Annotated in this window: 16 protein-coding genes and 1 pseudogene; 9 read left to right on the top strand and 8 right to left on the bottom strand. The window is 70.3% G+C overall.

The window, feature by feature from the left end; genetic code table 11:
• Positions 1-27: 27 nt before the first annotated feature.
• On the bottom strand, positions 28-603 hold the full coding sequence (locus tag OG698_RS01210) for a hypothetical protein (protein WP_406100879.1): 576 nt from the start codon (positions 601-603) through the stop codon (positions 28-30).
• On the opposite strand from OG698_RS01210, the gene OG698_RS01205 reads away from it, so the two are divergent.
• The gene (locus tag OG698_RS01205) at positions 602-1,687 is read left to right on the top strand and encodes a hypothetical protein (RefSeq protein ID WP_406100878.1); all 1,086 of its coding nucleotides are present in this window, start codon (positions 602-604) and stop codon (positions 1,685-1,687) included. The genes OG698_RS01210 and OG698_RS01205 overlap by 2 nt on opposite strands.
• A 579-nt stretch (positions 1,688-2,266) precedes the next feature.
• Here the strand turns inward: OG698_RS01205 and OG698_RS01200 are convergent.
• Positions 2,267-2,422, bottom strand: a complete 156-nt coding sequence (locus tag OG698_RS01200; protein WP_406100877.1) for a hypothetical protein — start codon at positions 2,420-2,422, stop codon at positions 2,267-2,269.
• Between the two features lie 116 nt (positions 2,423-2,538).
• On the opposite strand from OG698_RS01200, the gene OG698_RS01195 reads away from it, so the two are divergent.
• Both OG698_RS01195 and OG698_RS01190 read left to right on the top strand, forming a co-directional pair.
• The gene (locus tag OG698_RS01195) at positions 2,539-2,829 is read left to right on the top strand and encodes a hypothetical protein (RefSeq protein WP_406100876.1); all 291 of its coding nucleotides are present in this window, start codon (positions 2,539-2,541) and stop codon (positions 2,827-2,829) included.
• Between the two features lie 1,077 nt (positions 2,830-3,906).
• The gene (locus tag OG698_RS01190) at positions 3,907-4,101 is read left to right on the top strand and encodes a DUF6417 family protein (RefSeq protein ID WP_406100875.1); all 195 of its coding nucleotides are present in this window, start codon (positions 3,907-3,909) and stop codon (positions 4,099-4,101) included.
• 603 nt (positions 4,102-4,704) lie between these two features.
• On the opposite strand, the gene OG698_RS01185 is transcribed toward OG698_RS01190, so the two are convergent.
• Both OG698_RS01185 and OG698_RS01180 read right to left on the bottom strand, forming a co-directional pair.
• Entirely contained in the window at positions 4,705-5,112 is a 408-nt protein-coding gene (locus OG698_RS01185; RefSeq protein WP_406100874.1) for a (2Fe-2S) ferredoxin domain-containing protein, read from the bottom strand.
• Positions 5,109-7,101 (bottom strand): annotated as a pseudogene (locus OG698_RS01180) (heavy metal translocating P-type ATPase). The gene OG698_RS01185 and the pseudogene OG698_RS01180 overlap by 4 nt, the downstream one beginning before the upstream one ends.
• A 95-nt stretch (positions 7,102-7,196) precedes the next feature.
• Here OG698_RS01180 and OG698_RS01175 point away from each other — a divergent pair.
• Positions 7,197-7,586 carry an ArsR/SmtB family transcription factor gene (locus OG698_RS01175; RefSeq protein WP_406100873.1) on the top strand — a complete coding sequence of 130 codons (390 nt, stop codon included), beginning with the start codon at positions 7,197-7,199 and terminating at the stop codon, positions 7,584-7,586.
• A 61-nt stretch (positions 7,587-7,647) separates the two neighbouring features.
• On the top strand, positions 7,648-8,406 hold the full coding sequence (locus OG698_RS01170) for a DNA ligase (RefSeq protein WP_406110744.1): 759 nt from the start codon (positions 7,648-7,650) through the stop codon (positions 8,404-8,406).
• Positions 8,407-8,488: 82 nt separating this feature from the next.
• On the opposite strand, the gene OG698_RS01165 is transcribed toward OG698_RS01170, so the two are convergent.
• Both OG698_RS01165 and OG698_RS01160 read right to left on the bottom strand, forming a co-directional pair.
• The gene (locus OG698_RS01165) at positions 8,489-8,932 is read right to left on the bottom strand and encodes a hypothetical protein (protein ID WP_406100872.1); all 444 of its coding nucleotides are present in this window, start codon (positions 8,930-8,932) and stop codon (positions 8,489-8,491) included.
• A gap of 53 nt (positions 8,933-8,985) precedes the next feature.
• A complete protein-coding gene (locus OG698_RS01160; protein ID WP_406100871.1) occupies positions 8,986-9,195 on the bottom strand; it encodes a DUF6207 family protein in 210 nt (69 codons plus the stop codon).
• Between OG698_RS01160 and OG698_RS01155 the strand changes: the two genes are divergently transcribed.
• Both OG698_RS01155 and OG698_RS01150 read left to right on the top strand, forming a co-directional pair.
• Positions 9,194-9,532: a hypothetical protein gene (locus tag OG698_RS01155; RefSeq protein ID WP_406100870.1), complete on the top strand. Its 339-nt coding sequence runs from the start codon at positions 9,194-9,196 to the stop codon at positions 9,530-9,532. The two genes, OG698_RS01160 and OG698_RS01155, sit on opposite strands and share 2 nt — an antisense overlap.
• A 282-nt stretch (positions 9,533-9,814) precedes the next feature.
• Entirely contained in the window at positions 9,815-10,135 is a 321-nt protein-coding gene (locus tag OG698_RS01150) for a DUF6087 family protein (protein WP_406100869.1), read from the top strand.
• Positions 10,136-10,161: 26 nt separating this feature from the next.
• Here the strand turns inward: OG698_RS01150 and OG698_RS01145 are convergent, their stop codons facing one another.
• Both OG698_RS01145 and OG698_RS01140 read right to left on the bottom strand, forming a co-directional pair.
• Positions 10,162-10,575 carry a hypothetical protein gene (locus OG698_RS01145; protein WP_406100867.1) on the bottom strand — a complete coding sequence of 138 codons (414 nt, stop codon included), beginning with the start codon at positions 10,573-10,575 and terminating at the stop codon, positions 10,162-10,164.
• Between the two features lie 42 nt (positions 10,576-10,617).
• Positions 10,618-13,641: a CHAT domain-containing protein gene (locus OG698_RS01140; protein ID WP_406100866.1), complete on the bottom strand. Its 3,024-nt coding sequence runs from the start codon at positions 13,639-13,641 to the stop codon at positions 10,618-10,620.
• A gap of 56 nt (positions 13,642-13,697) precedes the next feature.
• On the opposite strand from OG698_RS01140, the gene OG698_RS01135 reads away from it, so the two are divergent.
• Positions 13,698-14,168: a hypothetical protein gene (locus OG698_RS01135; RefSeq protein ID WP_406100865.1), complete on the top strand. Its 471-nt coding sequence runs from the start codon at positions 13,698-13,700 to the stop codon at positions 14,166-14,168.
• A gap of 2 nt (positions 14,169-14,170) precedes the next feature.
• Positions 14,171-15,106 carry a hypothetical protein gene (locus OG698_RS01130; RefSeq protein WP_406111725.1) on the top strand — a complete coding sequence of 312 codons (936 nt, stop codon included), beginning with the start codon at positions 14,171-14,173 and terminating at the stop codon, positions 15,104-15,106.
• Positions 15,107-15,188: the final 82 nt, after the last annotated feature.

Raw genomic sequence — 15,188 nt, 5'->3', positions numbered from 1 at the left:
GGCCAGACTGTACGGGTCGTAGTGGAGTTAGACCTGGGGGATGAGCGCCGGGAGGTCGAAGCCGAGCTCGGTGTAGGTGTCGAACACCAGGAGCTCGGCACCGTTGTCGCCCAGCGAGCGACGCAGCCGCTCCCGCATTGAGACACGCGCGCCCGTCGGATCATCCGCGTGCTCGGGGTGCTGGCGAACCCACCACGCCACCAGATCTGACCAGCTCAACCCGCGGTCTTCCAGCGGCTGGTCGTACACCAGGCAGTACTGCTCGTTCTTCACGATGCGGATGGTGTTGCTGATGGAGTCCGGCAGCACGATCTGCGGCTTGGGGCCATCGGCGGCGAAGATGAGATTCTTCATTTCCCCGTCGACGCCGCGAGCACCTAGCGTGCCGACCAGGCCCTGCAGGTCTTCGTCGCCGTACTCGCTGATCACGCGCCGCGCGATGTCCACAAGCTCGGGCAAGGTCTTTCGCTGCAACCGCGACCGCACATAGATCCGCTTGCTATGGAACGGGTCCTCATCAGGCTTCTGAGGTTCCGGGCTGAGCGGAGCCGCTACTGTCCTATGGCGGTGCCCTGCCGGGTCGTACGGAATGATGGCGGCCATGCGTAGAGGAGTGGGCGGGGGGCTCCGCCACCTATGGCCGTGGCGCGCACGCGACGAGTCGGCGCTCGCCGAGATCGACGCCGAGATCACCGCGTTCGGTGAGGCCCTGAACATTCATTCCTTCAGCCCCGGCCAGCTCGGTGCCACAGAGGCGATGCACACCGAGCTGGCGCGTGCCCTCGATGCGTACGAGCAGGCAAAGCGGGACTTTGGTGGCGACCAGACTTGGACGGACGCACTCGACGTCCTGCGCGCCCTGAACGAGGGCAGACACGCGCTGGCCTGTCTGGATGCCCTGCTCGCCGGCGAGCCGTTGCCGGAGCGCATGCCGCTCTGCTTTTTCGACGCCCGGCACGGGCGGGCCGTCCGACAGGTCAGGTGGGCGCCTCCCGGGGGTAGCGCCCGCAACATCGCCGTGTGCGCAGCGGACGCGGTGCGCTTGGCGGAAAGCCCAGGCCCGATCACTCCGCGGCCGGAACCGGGCAGCAGGCTCCCTGACGCACAGCCGCGTACGGCCAAGTTCCCGACGACCACGCTGGTGAGCGCCCCCCAGCTGCAAGTCAGCGGGACGGGAAGCAGCGGCGAACAGACGCATCAACTGGCTATGCCGTCGTACCGGCCGGCCCTCATGGTCTTCTCGACGAACGAGCGGGCACCGGTCAACCTGCGCTTCGAGGGCAGGAAGGGGCGCTCCTCACGGCTTTACCGGCTGTCAGGCGACGGCACCCCCGTCATCGCCCGGATTCCGCTGCCGGAGGCGGAGAAGGCAGTCGCCTTCCGGGTATTTGCCTCCGGCGGCCGGGAGGCGTGGACGGCGACTGTGGCACCGATGCGAGAAGCCCCCCGCTTCCACGACGAGATCAACGGCACCGGGTCCGATGTCGTGCACTACCGGGGGGACCCGGGGCCGGGTGTTCTGCGGTACGAGGGACCGAGCCTGATCCAGGTGGAGGCTCTGGACGAGCGGCTCGCCTACCGGGTGACCGTGACCCAGGGCAGGTCCGGCGAGCTCACATTCCAGTGGCCGGGCCGCGGCTACTACCAGGTGCGCTCGGCCGGGGCATGGAGTCTGTCCGCTGCGTGACGAAACGCGGATAGATCGCTGCCCTCCGGCCAACCATGATGCGCAAAGTAGCCAACTGGCGCGTTCAGCCATAGCTCCGTGCAGCTCAGCTGGCCGGCAGGCCACCAGAGCCGCGGTGACAACTACGATGCTCTCCGCGCTGCTGGTGACAAGGAGCTTGCCGATCTACTGACAACTACCGTGCATCGCCGGGCCAGGGGTGCAGGTCAGTGGCCGCCGATGGTGCCAACTTTCGTGCTTCGGCACACAGCTGTAACTGAGCGCCGTAGGTGGCCCGTGGGTGTTCTGGTTGGTCCGGGTGAGTGCTGGAGGTGCCCACCGGGGTAGCGGTCGAGCGCTGCGACCTTGCCTGCTCCGCCGACACCGGAGTGCCTACATTTCCCACACCGTGGCGCAACGTACAACGACGCACGTGCCACCTGAAGCCCATGAGCGGCGTGGCTGGGGCCGATCCGCGACTCCAAGCAGGACAGAAATACTCGTGCGCCTACGAAGAGCCTGCGACATCATCGCGGGGTGATCACGGTCCGACCCGTCCTCGAAATCCCCAACCACGTGGGCTTTGACCTCTGGCCGGTCTCAGATGCCGAGTCCTGCACGTTCCTGGCGCTCGATGGACATCTGACGCCGGATGAGGTTGGTACGGCGGTGATGGCTCTGGCCGAGTGCAATGATGTTGACCCCACAGACGACCGTCCACCGCGCCCTGACGACCCACTCGAGGGCTTCCTCCATGGGCTGCTGACCATGGACCCACTGTTTGCGGCGGGCGGGCTGCAGGTGGTCGACTCCGATACTGGCACCTCAGTGGTGCCGGGGTGTTGTAGCGGCCTGGAGGACCGAGGCGACTGGTGGGAGTTCTCGACGGGGGTGCTTCGGCGGCGTGGTTTGGCCACGATCCCTCGCCGGCCGCCGAACTCCACGGCTCTATCGTCCGCCTTACCGCCGACTTCGACGCTGACAGCCGTCAGTGGATCGAGGTTCCCTCAATCGAGCTACGGCGCTTGCTGGCAGGCGTAGAAAAGGATCTTGCCGACTTCCTTGACCTGGCGGCCGGTTGGGTCACCGAGCATCTGCCAGATCACTCAGAGCGCGTCGTCGAAGCGCTTGTTCAGGCCTTGGCGCTGCCTCCGCGGAATTGAGCGTGCACTTGGCCAGTCGCGGAGTTCTCTGGGCAACAGGGCCCGCGTCTCGCGAAAGTCTGGGCAAAGGGGGTGGTGTCTCAGTCTTCTCTGGGCAGCCCGCGATCGCCGACCTCGTCGGCCAGGACAGCGCCATGGCGGCCGACCGAGAGCGCTGCCTGATCTCGCGTGCCGACCACCGTATTTGAGTGGCTGTACTCGGTCGCTGTTGAGCACGGGGTCCATGAGCTGCCGGTTCCGTCGGCTGGGCTGGCCAAGTATCGCTGGAGGTCACATGTCCCACCGGCGATGGAGCGCTGTGACTTTAAGGGCCGGTGTCCTCAAGTTACTTGCCTCTCATGAGGCTTCTGGCGGGGTTGCGCAATGCTGTCGGTCGCTGACCAGACGAGTGGCTGCCCGCATCACGCCCGGGCCTCGGCGGATGGTTGGAGGGCCACTCATCGGCGAAATGCCCTCAGCTGCGACATACGGGGCGACAGTGGCGCGGACCAGGCCCTGCAGCTCGGTCGGGTCGAGCGCCTCGGCCTCCCACTGCGCCGGCTGTCCCCTCGCACGGCACGAGGACATTACGGGCGAACTGCCGAGTCGATCAGGTGCTGAAGCCAGCTGGAGAATTGAGGGCAGCGCGGGTCCAAGAAACCGCAACCATCGCCTCGATCGTCGGTAGCCGTCACAGTCTGTGGTGAGCCAGATGCTGGATTCGGGAAAGGCTGGGCGGCGGCGGATGCACTGCTTAGCAGGGCACCAGAGGCCAGCACCACAGCTGCCGTCATGCGAGCGGCGCGGGAAGGGGCCTCACCAGCTACACCACGACGATCGACCGGTTCGCCGTCGGCGACATCTAGACCGCGGGACCCCCGGCCGGGCACTGCTCGACGTGACCAGCCGCACTGCCGCCTCACTCACGCTGTGAACTCGACAGAGGACGGCGGCAGTGCCTCCCGACGTGGCGAACATCTGCCGTCCGTTCTCGTGGACAAAGCCAGCCCGGCAGTCGCACGGATATGGGTAGGGTCGTGCGGGTGCTCTGGTAGCTCTTCCGGATGCTCTTGAGCTCTGGTGGTCGTTATCCAGGACATGAACTCGGATGCCACCAGCCTGGTCCCGGCGCAGGACGCCACAGTGCGCCGTCTGGAAGTGCTCACCCTCGACGAGGCCCATGACCTGCTACGTCTTCTTCAACTGATCGCTGCGGAGGGCCTGGACGAGCTGAGTGAGGAAGCCGAGTGGTTCGCCCGGGAGCTCGCCGCGCGCATCCCCTCGGAGAGCTGAGCTGTTGGCCTCGCGACCATGTCTACAGCCTCGCCCTTCAACTCGCCGTTTACAGCCGCCAACGTCCAGCACATGCTCGACCAGGCGGCGCAGACGAGCGGATCGCTCGGCGTGCCGTCGCGGCCGTAAAGCGTCGAGTGACGCTCCTCGCTGCTACGCAGCGGGACGGAGTGCTGGTGGAGTGCCTGGGTGACGTGCGGTTGCACGCAGCTCCCTTCCGCCCGTGGCGCAGGGCCGCCGGGTTGGCGGCCGCAGCATACGGCACGGGCAAGAGGCGCACCCTGCTCCTCACGGAACCCTTACGTCCGAAACGGTGCAGGCCAGCGGGACACGGCCCGGCCTGCGGAGGCTTCCGGGGGCGAGTGGCCGGTGGGGGCAGTCTCGCGGTGGATGGCGCAGCCGACCGCGCGCGGCGGCGTCCGGGTGCCGAGGCTGGTGGCGTGGAGTTTCCCCGTGCAGCTCGCCTTGGCCCAGTCGGTCATGGTCCTGCCGATGGGCAAGGGCTGGTGGTACGAGGCCAAGATGGACGGTTCTCCAGACACTTCAAGTTGTCCCACAGAGGCACCTGTTCCTTTCGGCTCTGGTATGTCGCAAGACAGCTCGTCAGTCTTCGAGTTCGTGGCGGACGCGTCGGGACGGGCTGAACGTATAGAGGTCGAGGATGCCAGGCGCTTCGGCGAGGCCGGGGCCGCCGTTCTTGACCCAGGCAGCGATGTCGGCGGCGGCGTCGGGGTCGTTGACTTGCCCGAGCCAGACCGGGCGTCCGCCTGCTTTGCGGCCTTCGGCGGAGGGCTGGATGACGACGACGTTGGCGCGCTCGCACGCGTCGAGGCAGTCAGTGCGCCGGACCATCGCGACTCCGGCCAGCTGGGCGCGCAGGTCGGTGAGCTGGGCTTCGTGGTCCAGGTACGGGACCTTGGCCGGGGTGCCGCAGCAGCAGCCGCGGCAGACGGTGACCGTGGGCCGGGCTACCCCCGGTTCGGGGGTGGCCTTCTTGCTGTGGCGGCTCACCGCGTGTCCTTTGCGGCGCGGTTCCAGGCGGTGTCGCGCAGGAGCCGGAGTCCGTTGAGGCCGACGATGACGGTCGATCCCTCGTGGCCGAGAACACCGAGGGGCAGCGGCAGGTGGCCCACCAGGTCCCAGATGCCCAGGCCGGAGATGAACACTGCGGCGATGACCAGGTTCTGCACCACCAGGCGGCGGGCCGCCCGCGACAGGCTCACGATCGTGGGGACGGTGGCGAGTTCGTCGCGGACGATGACCGCGTCGGCGGTCTCCAGGGCGAGGTCGGAGCCGGCGCGGCCCATGGCGATGCCGGTGTGGGCGGCGGCCAGGGCGGGGGCGTCGTTGACACCGTCGCCGATGACCAGCACCTTCCGCCCGCGGGCCTCCAGGCGGCGTACGGCTTCGACCTTGTCCTGGGGCAGCAGGCCGGCGTGGACGTCGTCGTCGGTGATGCCGACCTCGGCGGCCAGGCGGGCGGCGGCGCGCAGGTTGTCGCCTGTGACCAGCATCGGGGTGCTGCCGGTCAGGGTGGTCAGGGCGGCGACGGTCGCGGCGGCGTCGGGGCGCAGCCGGTCGGCGATGCCCAGCACGCCCGACCGGGAGGCTGTCGCGCAGGACCAGGACGGCGGTGCGGCCGCCGTCCTCCAGCTCCGCCGCCGCCTCGACGGCGCGGGCCGCGTCGGTGTCGTCGTTGCCGTCGAGGAGGCGGGCAGGGGCCCCGACCGCGACCGCGTGCCCGGCGACTGTGGCGGCGACGCCGATACCGGGCGTGGAGGTGAAGTCCCGCATGCCTGCGATGGTCAGGCCGCGCGTGCGGGCGGCGTCGACAACGGCGCGGGCCAGGGGGTGTTCGCTGGGGTGCTCGGCGGCGGCCGCCAGCGCCAGCAGGGCGTTTTCGTCCAGCCCGGAGCCGTCCAGAGGGTGGATGTCGGTGACGCGAGGGGTGCCCTCGGTGAGGGTGCCCGTCTTGTCGAGTGCGACCGCGTCGACCTGCCCGAGACGCTCCATGACGACCGCGGACTTCACCAGGACGCCGTGGCGTCCGGCGTTGGCGATGGCCGAGAGCAGCGGCGGCATCGTCGCCAGGACCACCGCGCACGGCGAGGCCACGATCATGAAGGTCATCGCCCGCAGCAGCGAGCCGGTGAGGTCCGCACCGAACGCGAGGGGGATCAGGAAGACGGCCAGGGTCGCGAAGGCCATGCCGAGGCTGTAGCGCTGCTCGACCTTCTCGATGAACAGCTGAGTGGGCGCCTTGGTCTCGGAAGCCTCCTCGACCATGGCCACGATCCGGGCGATCACCGAGTCCGAGGCGTCGCGCTCGACCTTGACCCGCAGGACACCGGTGCCGTTGAGAGTGCCGGCGAAGACCTCGTCACCGGCCTCCTTCGCGACCGGCAGCGGCTCACCGGTGATGGTTGCCTGGTCCACGTCGCTGGCCCCGTCCAGGACGCGGCCGTCCGCGCCGACCCGTTCTCCGGGGCGGATCAGGATGGTGTCCCCGACCACCAGGTCCCCAGTCGCAACCGTCGACTCGCTCCCGTCGTCGGCCAGGCGGGTGGCGGTGGTCGGTGCGAGGTCGAGCAGTCCCCGCACCGCGTCCTGAGTGCGGGCGGTGGCCAGGGCTTCCAGAGCGCCGGAGGTGGCGAAGATGACGATCAGCAAGGCGCCGTCCATCACCTGCCCGATCGAGGCCGCGCCGATCGCGGCCACGATCATCAGCAGGTCCACATCCAGGGTCTTCTCCCGCAGCGCCGTCAGCCCCGCCCAGGCCGGCTCCCACCCGCCGGTGACGTAGGCGGCGGCATAGAGAGGGCTCCACGCCCAGGCGGGTGCGCCGGTCAGCTGGAGCGGCAGCGCGATCAGGAACAGCACCAGCGCCGCGGCGGCCCAGCGCGCCTCCGCCAGGGCGAACACCCGGGTACGCCGCCGTGGCGCTGTACCCGGCGCAGCCGGAGCTGCCCGTTCGGGCCGCTGGAGCAGGTCAGAAGGCATGACAAAACAACCCTTCAGGGCGGAAGCGTGGCGACACATCCACCGTACAGGAACATCTGAACAGGTCTTCAGGTGTGATGGGTAGGATGGGAGCCATGGGTCACGGAGCCGACGACAAGCACCACGCCACCCCCCGCGAGCGCCTGGATACGGCGGGGGCCACCGATGTCGCCGCCACCCTCCAGGCCCTGGCCACCCCTTCGCGGCTGTACATCCTGGCCCGCCTCCAGGAAGGCCCCTGCGCAGTCGGAGACCTCGCCGATGCCGTGGGCATGGAAGCCTCCGCCTGTTCCCACCAGCTCCGCCTGCTGCGCAATCTCGGGCTCGTCACCGGAGAGCGCCGGGGCCGCTCCATCGTCTACGCCCTCTACGACAACCACGTCGCCGAGCTTCTGGAACAGGCCCTCTACCACGTCGAACACCTACGGCTCGGCCTGCGTGATGCCCCCGCGACAGAAACAGCGTCGGCCGCTACCCAGGCGTAGGCAGCCACGTTCCCCCGCTACTGGACAGGGGCAGACACTGTCTCATGAGACATAGCGAAGTCTGGAGAATGACGGCCACCGCACCGTCCTATGGCGAGACGCCGAAACCGTCCGGCTGCAGGCCCGGTCCGGTCGGACGGTCACCTCAGCGTGGATGGATCTGGCCGTGGCCGGCATGGACTCGCTGCACCCCGGCACGGTCCTCGACGGCGAGGCGGTGATCTACAACGAGAACCGCATCGACTTCGCGGCCGCGCAGTCCCGTGCGAACTCAGGTCCGGCCCGTGCGCGGGAGCTCGCTGCGCTCCTCCCTGCCTCCTATGCCGTGTTCGATGTCCTCGCCTATGACGGCCAGGACGTCCGCGGGCATCCCTACACCGAACGCCGCGCCCTGCTTCTTGATCTGCTTCACGATGTACCGCCTCCGATCCAGGCCGTCCCGGCTACCGACGATCCCGATGTCGCGCAGCTTTGGTACGACACGCTCCGGGACCAGGGGATCGAGGGCGTCGTGTGCAAGCGGGCTTCTTCCCCGTACCGGGCCGGGCACGTCTGGCGGAAGGTGAGGCACTCGGACACGGTCGACGCGGACGTGGTCGGGTATGTGGGGCCGGCGGTCCGGCCGCACCGGGTAGCGGTGCGGCTGCCCGACGGGAGCAGGGTCCTGTCGCAGGCGTTGACGGCTCCCATCGCGGCGGAGGTGGCTCGCCACGTCGCGAAGGCCGGTCCGGGCCGCAGGGCCCGCACGTCTGGCAGCGAGCCGTACGTAACGACGTCCTGTTCCGCCCTTTCCGGGTCCGCAGCTGAAGCTCCGGCATAGAGCCGGAGTCGGGAACGGACCTCTCGCTTGATCCCCGGTCAGGGGAGAGACGCGGCGAGCATCCGATACGCCGCGATCAGCCTCAGTCGGTTCGCCCGTTCCTCATCCACTCAGCCGCGCGGCAGGTAAGCGTCACAGCTGTCTCCAGGGCCTCCTGCTCGTTCCCGAGGTCTTCAGCCACCCGCAGGTTCACGAACCACCAATGCGTCGTCTTGACCCGCTGCTCCGTCACAGGGTCCTTGCGGCCCATGAAGGGAAGCGTCAACAACTGCTCGCCACTGGACTCGGGCAGGTCGATGTCAATCTTCCCCGTGTGGTTTGCGTACGCCGGACTGACACGGTGCACCGGCTCACCGATCCTCACGCCTCCGCTAGAAGGGAACGCCTCAAATCCCTCGGCCCGTACTCGCTCGACATACCGCTCCAAAAGGTCCCAGCGGCGGAGATAAGTTGGCCGGTCCTGGCGGATCTGCGTGAAGTGCTCGGCAAGTGCCTCCGGGCGGGCCGGATTTGCATACATGTCCATGCCCATCATTCCTGCCCTCGCAGCCGAGGTCCGATGTCACAGGACACTGGGCTTCAGCCGGCGTAGTCGACGGGGTCGGTGTGGCCGTAGACGTGGATGTGGACGCCTGCGTGGCCGGGCACCCGGTACGGGTCGCCGGGCCCGGTCACGTTGTGGCAGCGGTCCAGGGCGTTCGCGAAGTCGCGGACGGTGGCCTCGTCTGCGCCCACGATGGTGACGCTGACGTGCACGGGGATGTGCTGGTGAAGATCGTTGGTCGTCATGGTGGGCATGACGGCGCCCGCCCAGTACGGGGTTCGTTCCGGGCGGGCGCTTCACACGATCGGGGTAGGTCAGGCCCCGTCGGTCCCGGCGACGCCGCCTCCGGCGCCCCCGGTGCTGCCGCAGGGCGGCGTCGTCGGCTGGTCCGTCGGCGGTTCTGTCGGCTCATCCGTGGGCGGGTCCGACGGGATGCCGGTGGGCGGCGCGCTGGACTCGGTCGGCATGTCGGTCGGCACGTCGGGACAGTTCGTGTCGCCCTCGGAGCGCATGCCCGCTCGGAAGCAGGGCGGAGCCGACGTCGGCGGCTCGGTCGTCGGCGGACGGGATGTCGGCGGCTGACTCGTCGGCGGACGGGGCGTCGCCGGAGGCCGCGTCGGACCGGAGCTGCCACTGCCGTCGAACACGGCGAACGCGGCGATGACGACGCCAACGACGACCAGGACGGCTCCGACGAGCAGGGCCACGGTGCGCCTCGAGGGTCTCGTGTCGGTTATGAGGAGTGGGTTCCTTCCACGCGGGGATGAGTCGCCGGAGAGTGGCGGTCCCGCACTGGTTTGCGTCGCGTGGTGAAGCGTTCGCCCAAGCTGGCGGCCGGGGGCGTGGCTGCGCCATCCTGTCGCCGTGGATAGCGAGGAGCCGCTCGAGGAGTGGGCGCGCAAGCGCGAGGAGCGCCGCGAGCGGGCCCGGGGCCGGCTGCGGGCAGTGCCGCTCACGGAAGGACCGCACCGCGGTGCACACGTCGACCCGGGCGCGCCCCGCGCGATCCAGGAGTTCAACGGCACCGAGTGGGTCACTGTGAGCATTGCGGACAGCCTCGACGCCGCTAAGGCCATCCTTTATCCGCCCAGCCCGGTCGAGGAGCGGCCGGTCCCCGGCCCGTCGTTGGGGAAGGGGCGGGGGCGGCACCGACGGACCACTCCGCCGAAGGACGCTACTTCCTGACGCACGGCAGTCGGAACGCCCCAGAGTCACGGCCCGTGGGGATACCAATGGGCTGGATACGACGGCAGGACAAGGGTGCTCGAGGGCTGCGCCTGTGGCCCGTCGGTAGGGCGCTGACTGCCGCACCGCTGCCAGTGCTTGTGCGCGTACACAACCGTCGCCGTCCTGCGGAGCTCCGCCCACAGCCGGTCGTACTCGGCCGACTGCTCGACGGTCCACCCGTCGGTGGCGGGGCGGGACGAGTGGTAGCCGCGGAGCGCGCCGCCGTGTGCGGGGTGCAGTGCCTGGTACGCCTCGACCGCTGCCCGCTGGGCGTTGATCAGGTCGGGCGAGGTGCTCGCGATCAGGATGAGGGCGGTCCTCCTGCGGTTCGCCCACCCCTCAAGCGTCCTCCGCTCGTCCTTGGACAGGACGAGCGGGTCCAACCGCGGTCCGGGCACACACCCATCAGACCGCAGAACTCAAGACCAGGACGCAGGACGCTAGGCGCCGGAGTGGAGATAGCCCGCCCAGAGGGACGGTGTGGCCGGGAAGCGGTCGCGCGTGTCTTTGACGGTTCGGTGCAGGGCCGTCGCGGCCCGTGCGGGATCGGGCGTGCCGGTCGGGCCGTCGGCCAGGTGGGCGTAGAAGGACTCGGCGACGTCGGCGGCCAGGCGGTCGTCGATGGTCCACATCGTGCCGATGACGTGGGAGAAGCCGGCGAGTTGGAAGGCGCTGGTGAGGTGGATGGCCTCACCGAGCAGCCGGGGGTTGCCGGGGTGCGCGGTGCGGCAGGCGGAGAGATAGGCCAGCTGCGCGTGGGCGAGGTCGGCCCGGGACAGCGCGGAGACCGTCAGCGGCGTCTCGGCGTGGTCCTGGAGGAGCAGCTTGCTCTGCGAGGGGTCGGTCGACTCGCTGATGCCGTGGCAGGCGAAGTGGGCGAGGGCGCAGTGCTCGAGTTGGGCAAGGACGGCGGCCGTCGTCGCGGGCCGTTCCCCTGACGCGCTGAGGACGACCGGGTCCTTGAGCACGGCCCGGAGCCGGTCGGTCTCCTCGGCCGCGTGCGGCAGGGGCGCGTGGCCGGGCGTGGTCGGCATGGAGACGATCAGGGACCGCGGCCGGTCGGTGGCGGCGGGGCGGCGGGCGCGGGCGTGGCGCAGGGCGCGGACGGTCGGGGTGTAGGAGGAGACGACGCGGTCGAGCACGGTGCGCCGGCCCTGTCCCCGGCCGGGGTCCCGGTGGAACCCGGCCGCGTGCAGGGGCAGCAGGCTGAGCATCCCGCCCGGCGCCCACCACACCTGGGGCAACGCGTCCTGCCCGTCGGGGAGTTGACCCAGGGCATCGAGTGCGGTCAGGACCGGTTCGGCGGCCGCCTCCCATAGCCATTCCAGTACCTCGTGCAGCATGCGCTGGGCGGCGATCCGGTCGGCGTCGGGGGCGGTCGCCGCGACCAGCGCAAGGTGGAACTGGCCGATCCGGCGGACGACTTCCTCGAACGCCAGGCCCGGCAGGGGGCAGGCGGTGACGCCGTCCGGGGTGAGGATCAGGGCGTCGCTGCGGTGGCGGCTCACGTTGAGCGTGACGACGGGGCCGCGGTCGGCCTGCGCGGCCAGTTCGTCGAAAGTAGGAGGCAGCCCGAAGCGGGCGAAGCCGTCGTGGGCGCGGATGCGACCCAGGAGCACCTCCATCTTTTTGGCCAGCCTCAGGCGTGCGGAGAGCGAGGGCGCCCCCGGCACGGCGGCCGACGCTCCGACCGTGTCGGTGTCCTGGTCGAGCCGGTCACGCAGCGCGACGAACTCCCGTGCCAGGTCTGGGTGTTGTTCCCGCAACTCGGTCACGTCGCCCCGGACGTCGAGGGACTGGGCGAGCAGGATCGCGCGTCCGGCCTCCGCGAGACGCAGCGCTCTCGAGGCCCGCTCCGGTGCGGACAGCCCGGTGTCGGACAGGGCAAGCGCGATCGCATCCGCGGTGAGCCAGTCGCCGTGGGCGCCGAGTGCGCGCTGCTGGTCGCCTCGGCGCAACCGGCGCGGGGCCACCTCGGGCAGCAGGAGGATGGCCTGCTCGAGGAACCGGGCCGCGCGCCCGGGGTCGGACGGCGCGGCCAGCTCGGCGGCCAGCCGGGCGGTGCCGACCCGCAACAGCGGCAGGGCCGTCCTCATCGCGACGGTGCGTTCCCACACCCCCAACGCCTCGTCACGGTCCTCGGTCGTGCCGTCGCGCTCGAACCGCTGTTGCAGCACGCTCCCCAGCACACTCATGACCATCGCCTGGTCCGGGTGGTCGAGTTGGGCCGCGCCCCGGGCCGCCGCACGGCAGACCGCCACCGCTTCACCGAGGTCGCCGAAGTCACCCAGACCGTCGAAGCGGTCCCGCAGCGCCTGGACGAGCCCGATCTGGTATATGGTCCGCTCGGGATCACCAGCGGGCGTGGCCCGCACCGCCCGGTAGCCGTACTCGATCGCCTCGTTCACGTCCTCGGGGTTCTTGGTGTGCGCGAAGAGCAGCCGCAGGACCTCGCAGGCGTTGGAGAGGTACCGGGCATACTCGAAATGGGTGCGCGGCGCGATCCGGACGACGAAGCGGTTGGTCCGTGCCGCCTCCACGATGTCGTCGGCCTCTAGGTAGGTCGCGTACCGCGCGAGGAGCGCGTTGGCGTGGTTGGTCAGGAGCATGGTGTGGTCGGGATGCCGCTCGGGCGCCTGCGCGATGGCCTCACCAGCGGTCTGCAGTGCCGCGCCCAAGTCGAGGCGGTCTCCCGTGCGGGCGTAGCGGGTCAGCAGCACCTTGGACAGGCCCGTCAGGTAGAGGCAGCGGTCGCGGTCGTCGTCCGTCGCGGTGCGGACGGCCTCGCGACCGGCCTCGACGGCGCCGTCCAGGTCCTCGACGTCCTCTCCCTGTTCGAAGCGCAGCTGCAGGGCGGTGCTGAGGTGGAACCAGTAGGTGGCCCGACCCGGCCGGTCGGCGGGCAGGGTTTCGGCGATCTCGCGGGCGACCTCCACAGCACAGTTCAGGTCGACGGGATCGCCCGCGATCTCCCACCTGCGCCGCCAGGCCAGGCCCAGGCTGCTCAGGCCCGAGTAGTACGCCACGTGGTCCTCCGGCAGATGGAGGGTGATCTGGCTCCACAACGCCACGGTCAGGGCCGCATCCCGCACGCCCACGGGCGTCCGCAGGGTGCGTACGAGCATCTTGGTGGCTTCGGGGATCGCCGACTCGGCCAGGGGCAACAGCAGTGGTTCCGGGAGCAATTGCTCGCCGCCGAGGAACGGGATCGCGAGAAGCTGGAGCGCGACCCCGCGCTCCGCCTCGGCACGCGGCTCGGGAAGCTCCTGGGAGCGCCAGAAGTAGAACCAGCCCAGGGCGACCAGGACTTCGGCGTCCACCGCCGTCTCGTTCACCCCGTACTGCATGAGTTTCATGGCATCGCCGATCGCGGCCTGTTCCATGACGGGCGATCGGTCGCCGGTGGCCACCACCTCGTTGAGCCTGGCGCGGATCGACTCCAGTAATGCGTCACGCGTACTCATCCGTGCTCCCTGCGGCGGCCGAACGGCCACGAGGCACCGGACCTGAAGGTTGCCCGGTGTGGTCCTTCTCCCACACCATGACGGCACAGGTCCGCTTCCAGTTCCGCCGGAGCGGGCTTCGGCGATCGGGGGACGCGATGGACGACCGGCACGACGCGCGGACCGGGGGCACGGGCGACGACATCGCCTACGTGTGCACCCAGTTGGACCGCATGCGCGAGGATCTCCGGGCATATGGGCCGCAGGGCGCCGAGCCGTTGGAGCGGGTGGTGGCGGCGGTGCGCGCCGGGCAGGACCCTACCGCGCCGCTGGACGCGCTGCACGAGGCGCTGCTGTTCGCCGGGGACGCGGCGGGGGTGCGCGGTCAGGGGCGTGGCCTGTTCCCGATCGGGGTCGGCGCCCAACGGCCCGACGACTGGGTGCTGTTGTGCCCCACCGGGCGATGCGCACGCCATGCCTGGCCGGACGCCCAGGAGCCGGCCGGGTGCCGCATCACCGGTCAGCCGTTGCGCCGCGAACGGCTGTAGCGGTGGGCGGATTCCTCACTGCTCTAGGGCAGAAGCTCGCCGAGCGTTGGCTGACGCTTCTGGTGCTGCCCGGAGCCTTCTTCCTGGCCGTCGCGACCGCCGCACACACCCTCGGCCAGGCCCACGCCCTTGATCGCCGACTGCTCGTCTCCCGTGTCACGGGGTGGGCCGAGGCGCCCGCGGCGAGCACGGTCGGCGGGCAGGTCGTCCTGCTCGGCGCGGTCCTCGCGGCCGCGGCGGCCGCCGGGCTTGCCGCGCAGAGCGCGGGCACGCTGGTGCAACGCACCGTACTGGCCGCCGACTGGCACTCCTGGCCGCGTCCGCTGCGCCGGGGAGCTCGCGCCCTGGTAGCCCGCCGCCGTGCCCGCTGGACCTCGACCACCGCCCGCTACCGTCGGCAACTAGACGACGACGCCCTGGAGTTGGCGCACAGTGGCCGACGCGCCGACCCTGGCGTCCGGCATGCCCTGCACCGGGCGTTGCTCCGCGTCGCCGCCGAGGAACCGGACCGGCCCACCTGGAGCGGCGACCGCCTGCACTCCGTGGTCGTCCGCCTGGAGCGCGACCATCACGTGGATCTGCCCCTGGTGTGGCCGCACTTGTGGCTGACCCTGCCCGAAACCGCTCGCGCCGAGATCACCGCCGCTGAACAGGCGCTGACCCACGCGGGCACGCTGGCCGGGTGGGCGCTGTTGTACGCCCCGCTGACCATGTGGTGGTGGCCTGCCGCTCCGTTGGCCGTGGCGCTCGCGCTGGTCGCCAGGCACCGCATCCGCACCGCCACGGACGCCTACGCCCAGCTCCTGGAGGCCGCAGTCCATCTGCGCGTCGGCGACCTGGCCGACCAGCTCCGCATCGAGCACCCAGGCCCGCCGGGCGCGGCCCTGGGCGACGCCCTCACCGACCGCCTCCGGACCCGGACGCCTCCGCCGCGCTGATCCCCGACGGTCGTCGGCGCGTAGCCAGGACCGGCCGACGGCTTCCCAGTCACCGGGTTCGGGGCGCCGCTGACCTGGGCCG

This window comes from Streptomyces sp. NBC_01003, assembly GCF_045162695.1.
Taxonomy (GTDB): Bacteria; Actinomycetota; Actinomycetes; order Streptomycetales; family Streptomycetaceae; genus Streptomyces.
The sequence above is the reverse complement of the archived record's forward strand: the minus strand, read 5'-3'. Positions and strand labels throughout refer to the sequence as shown.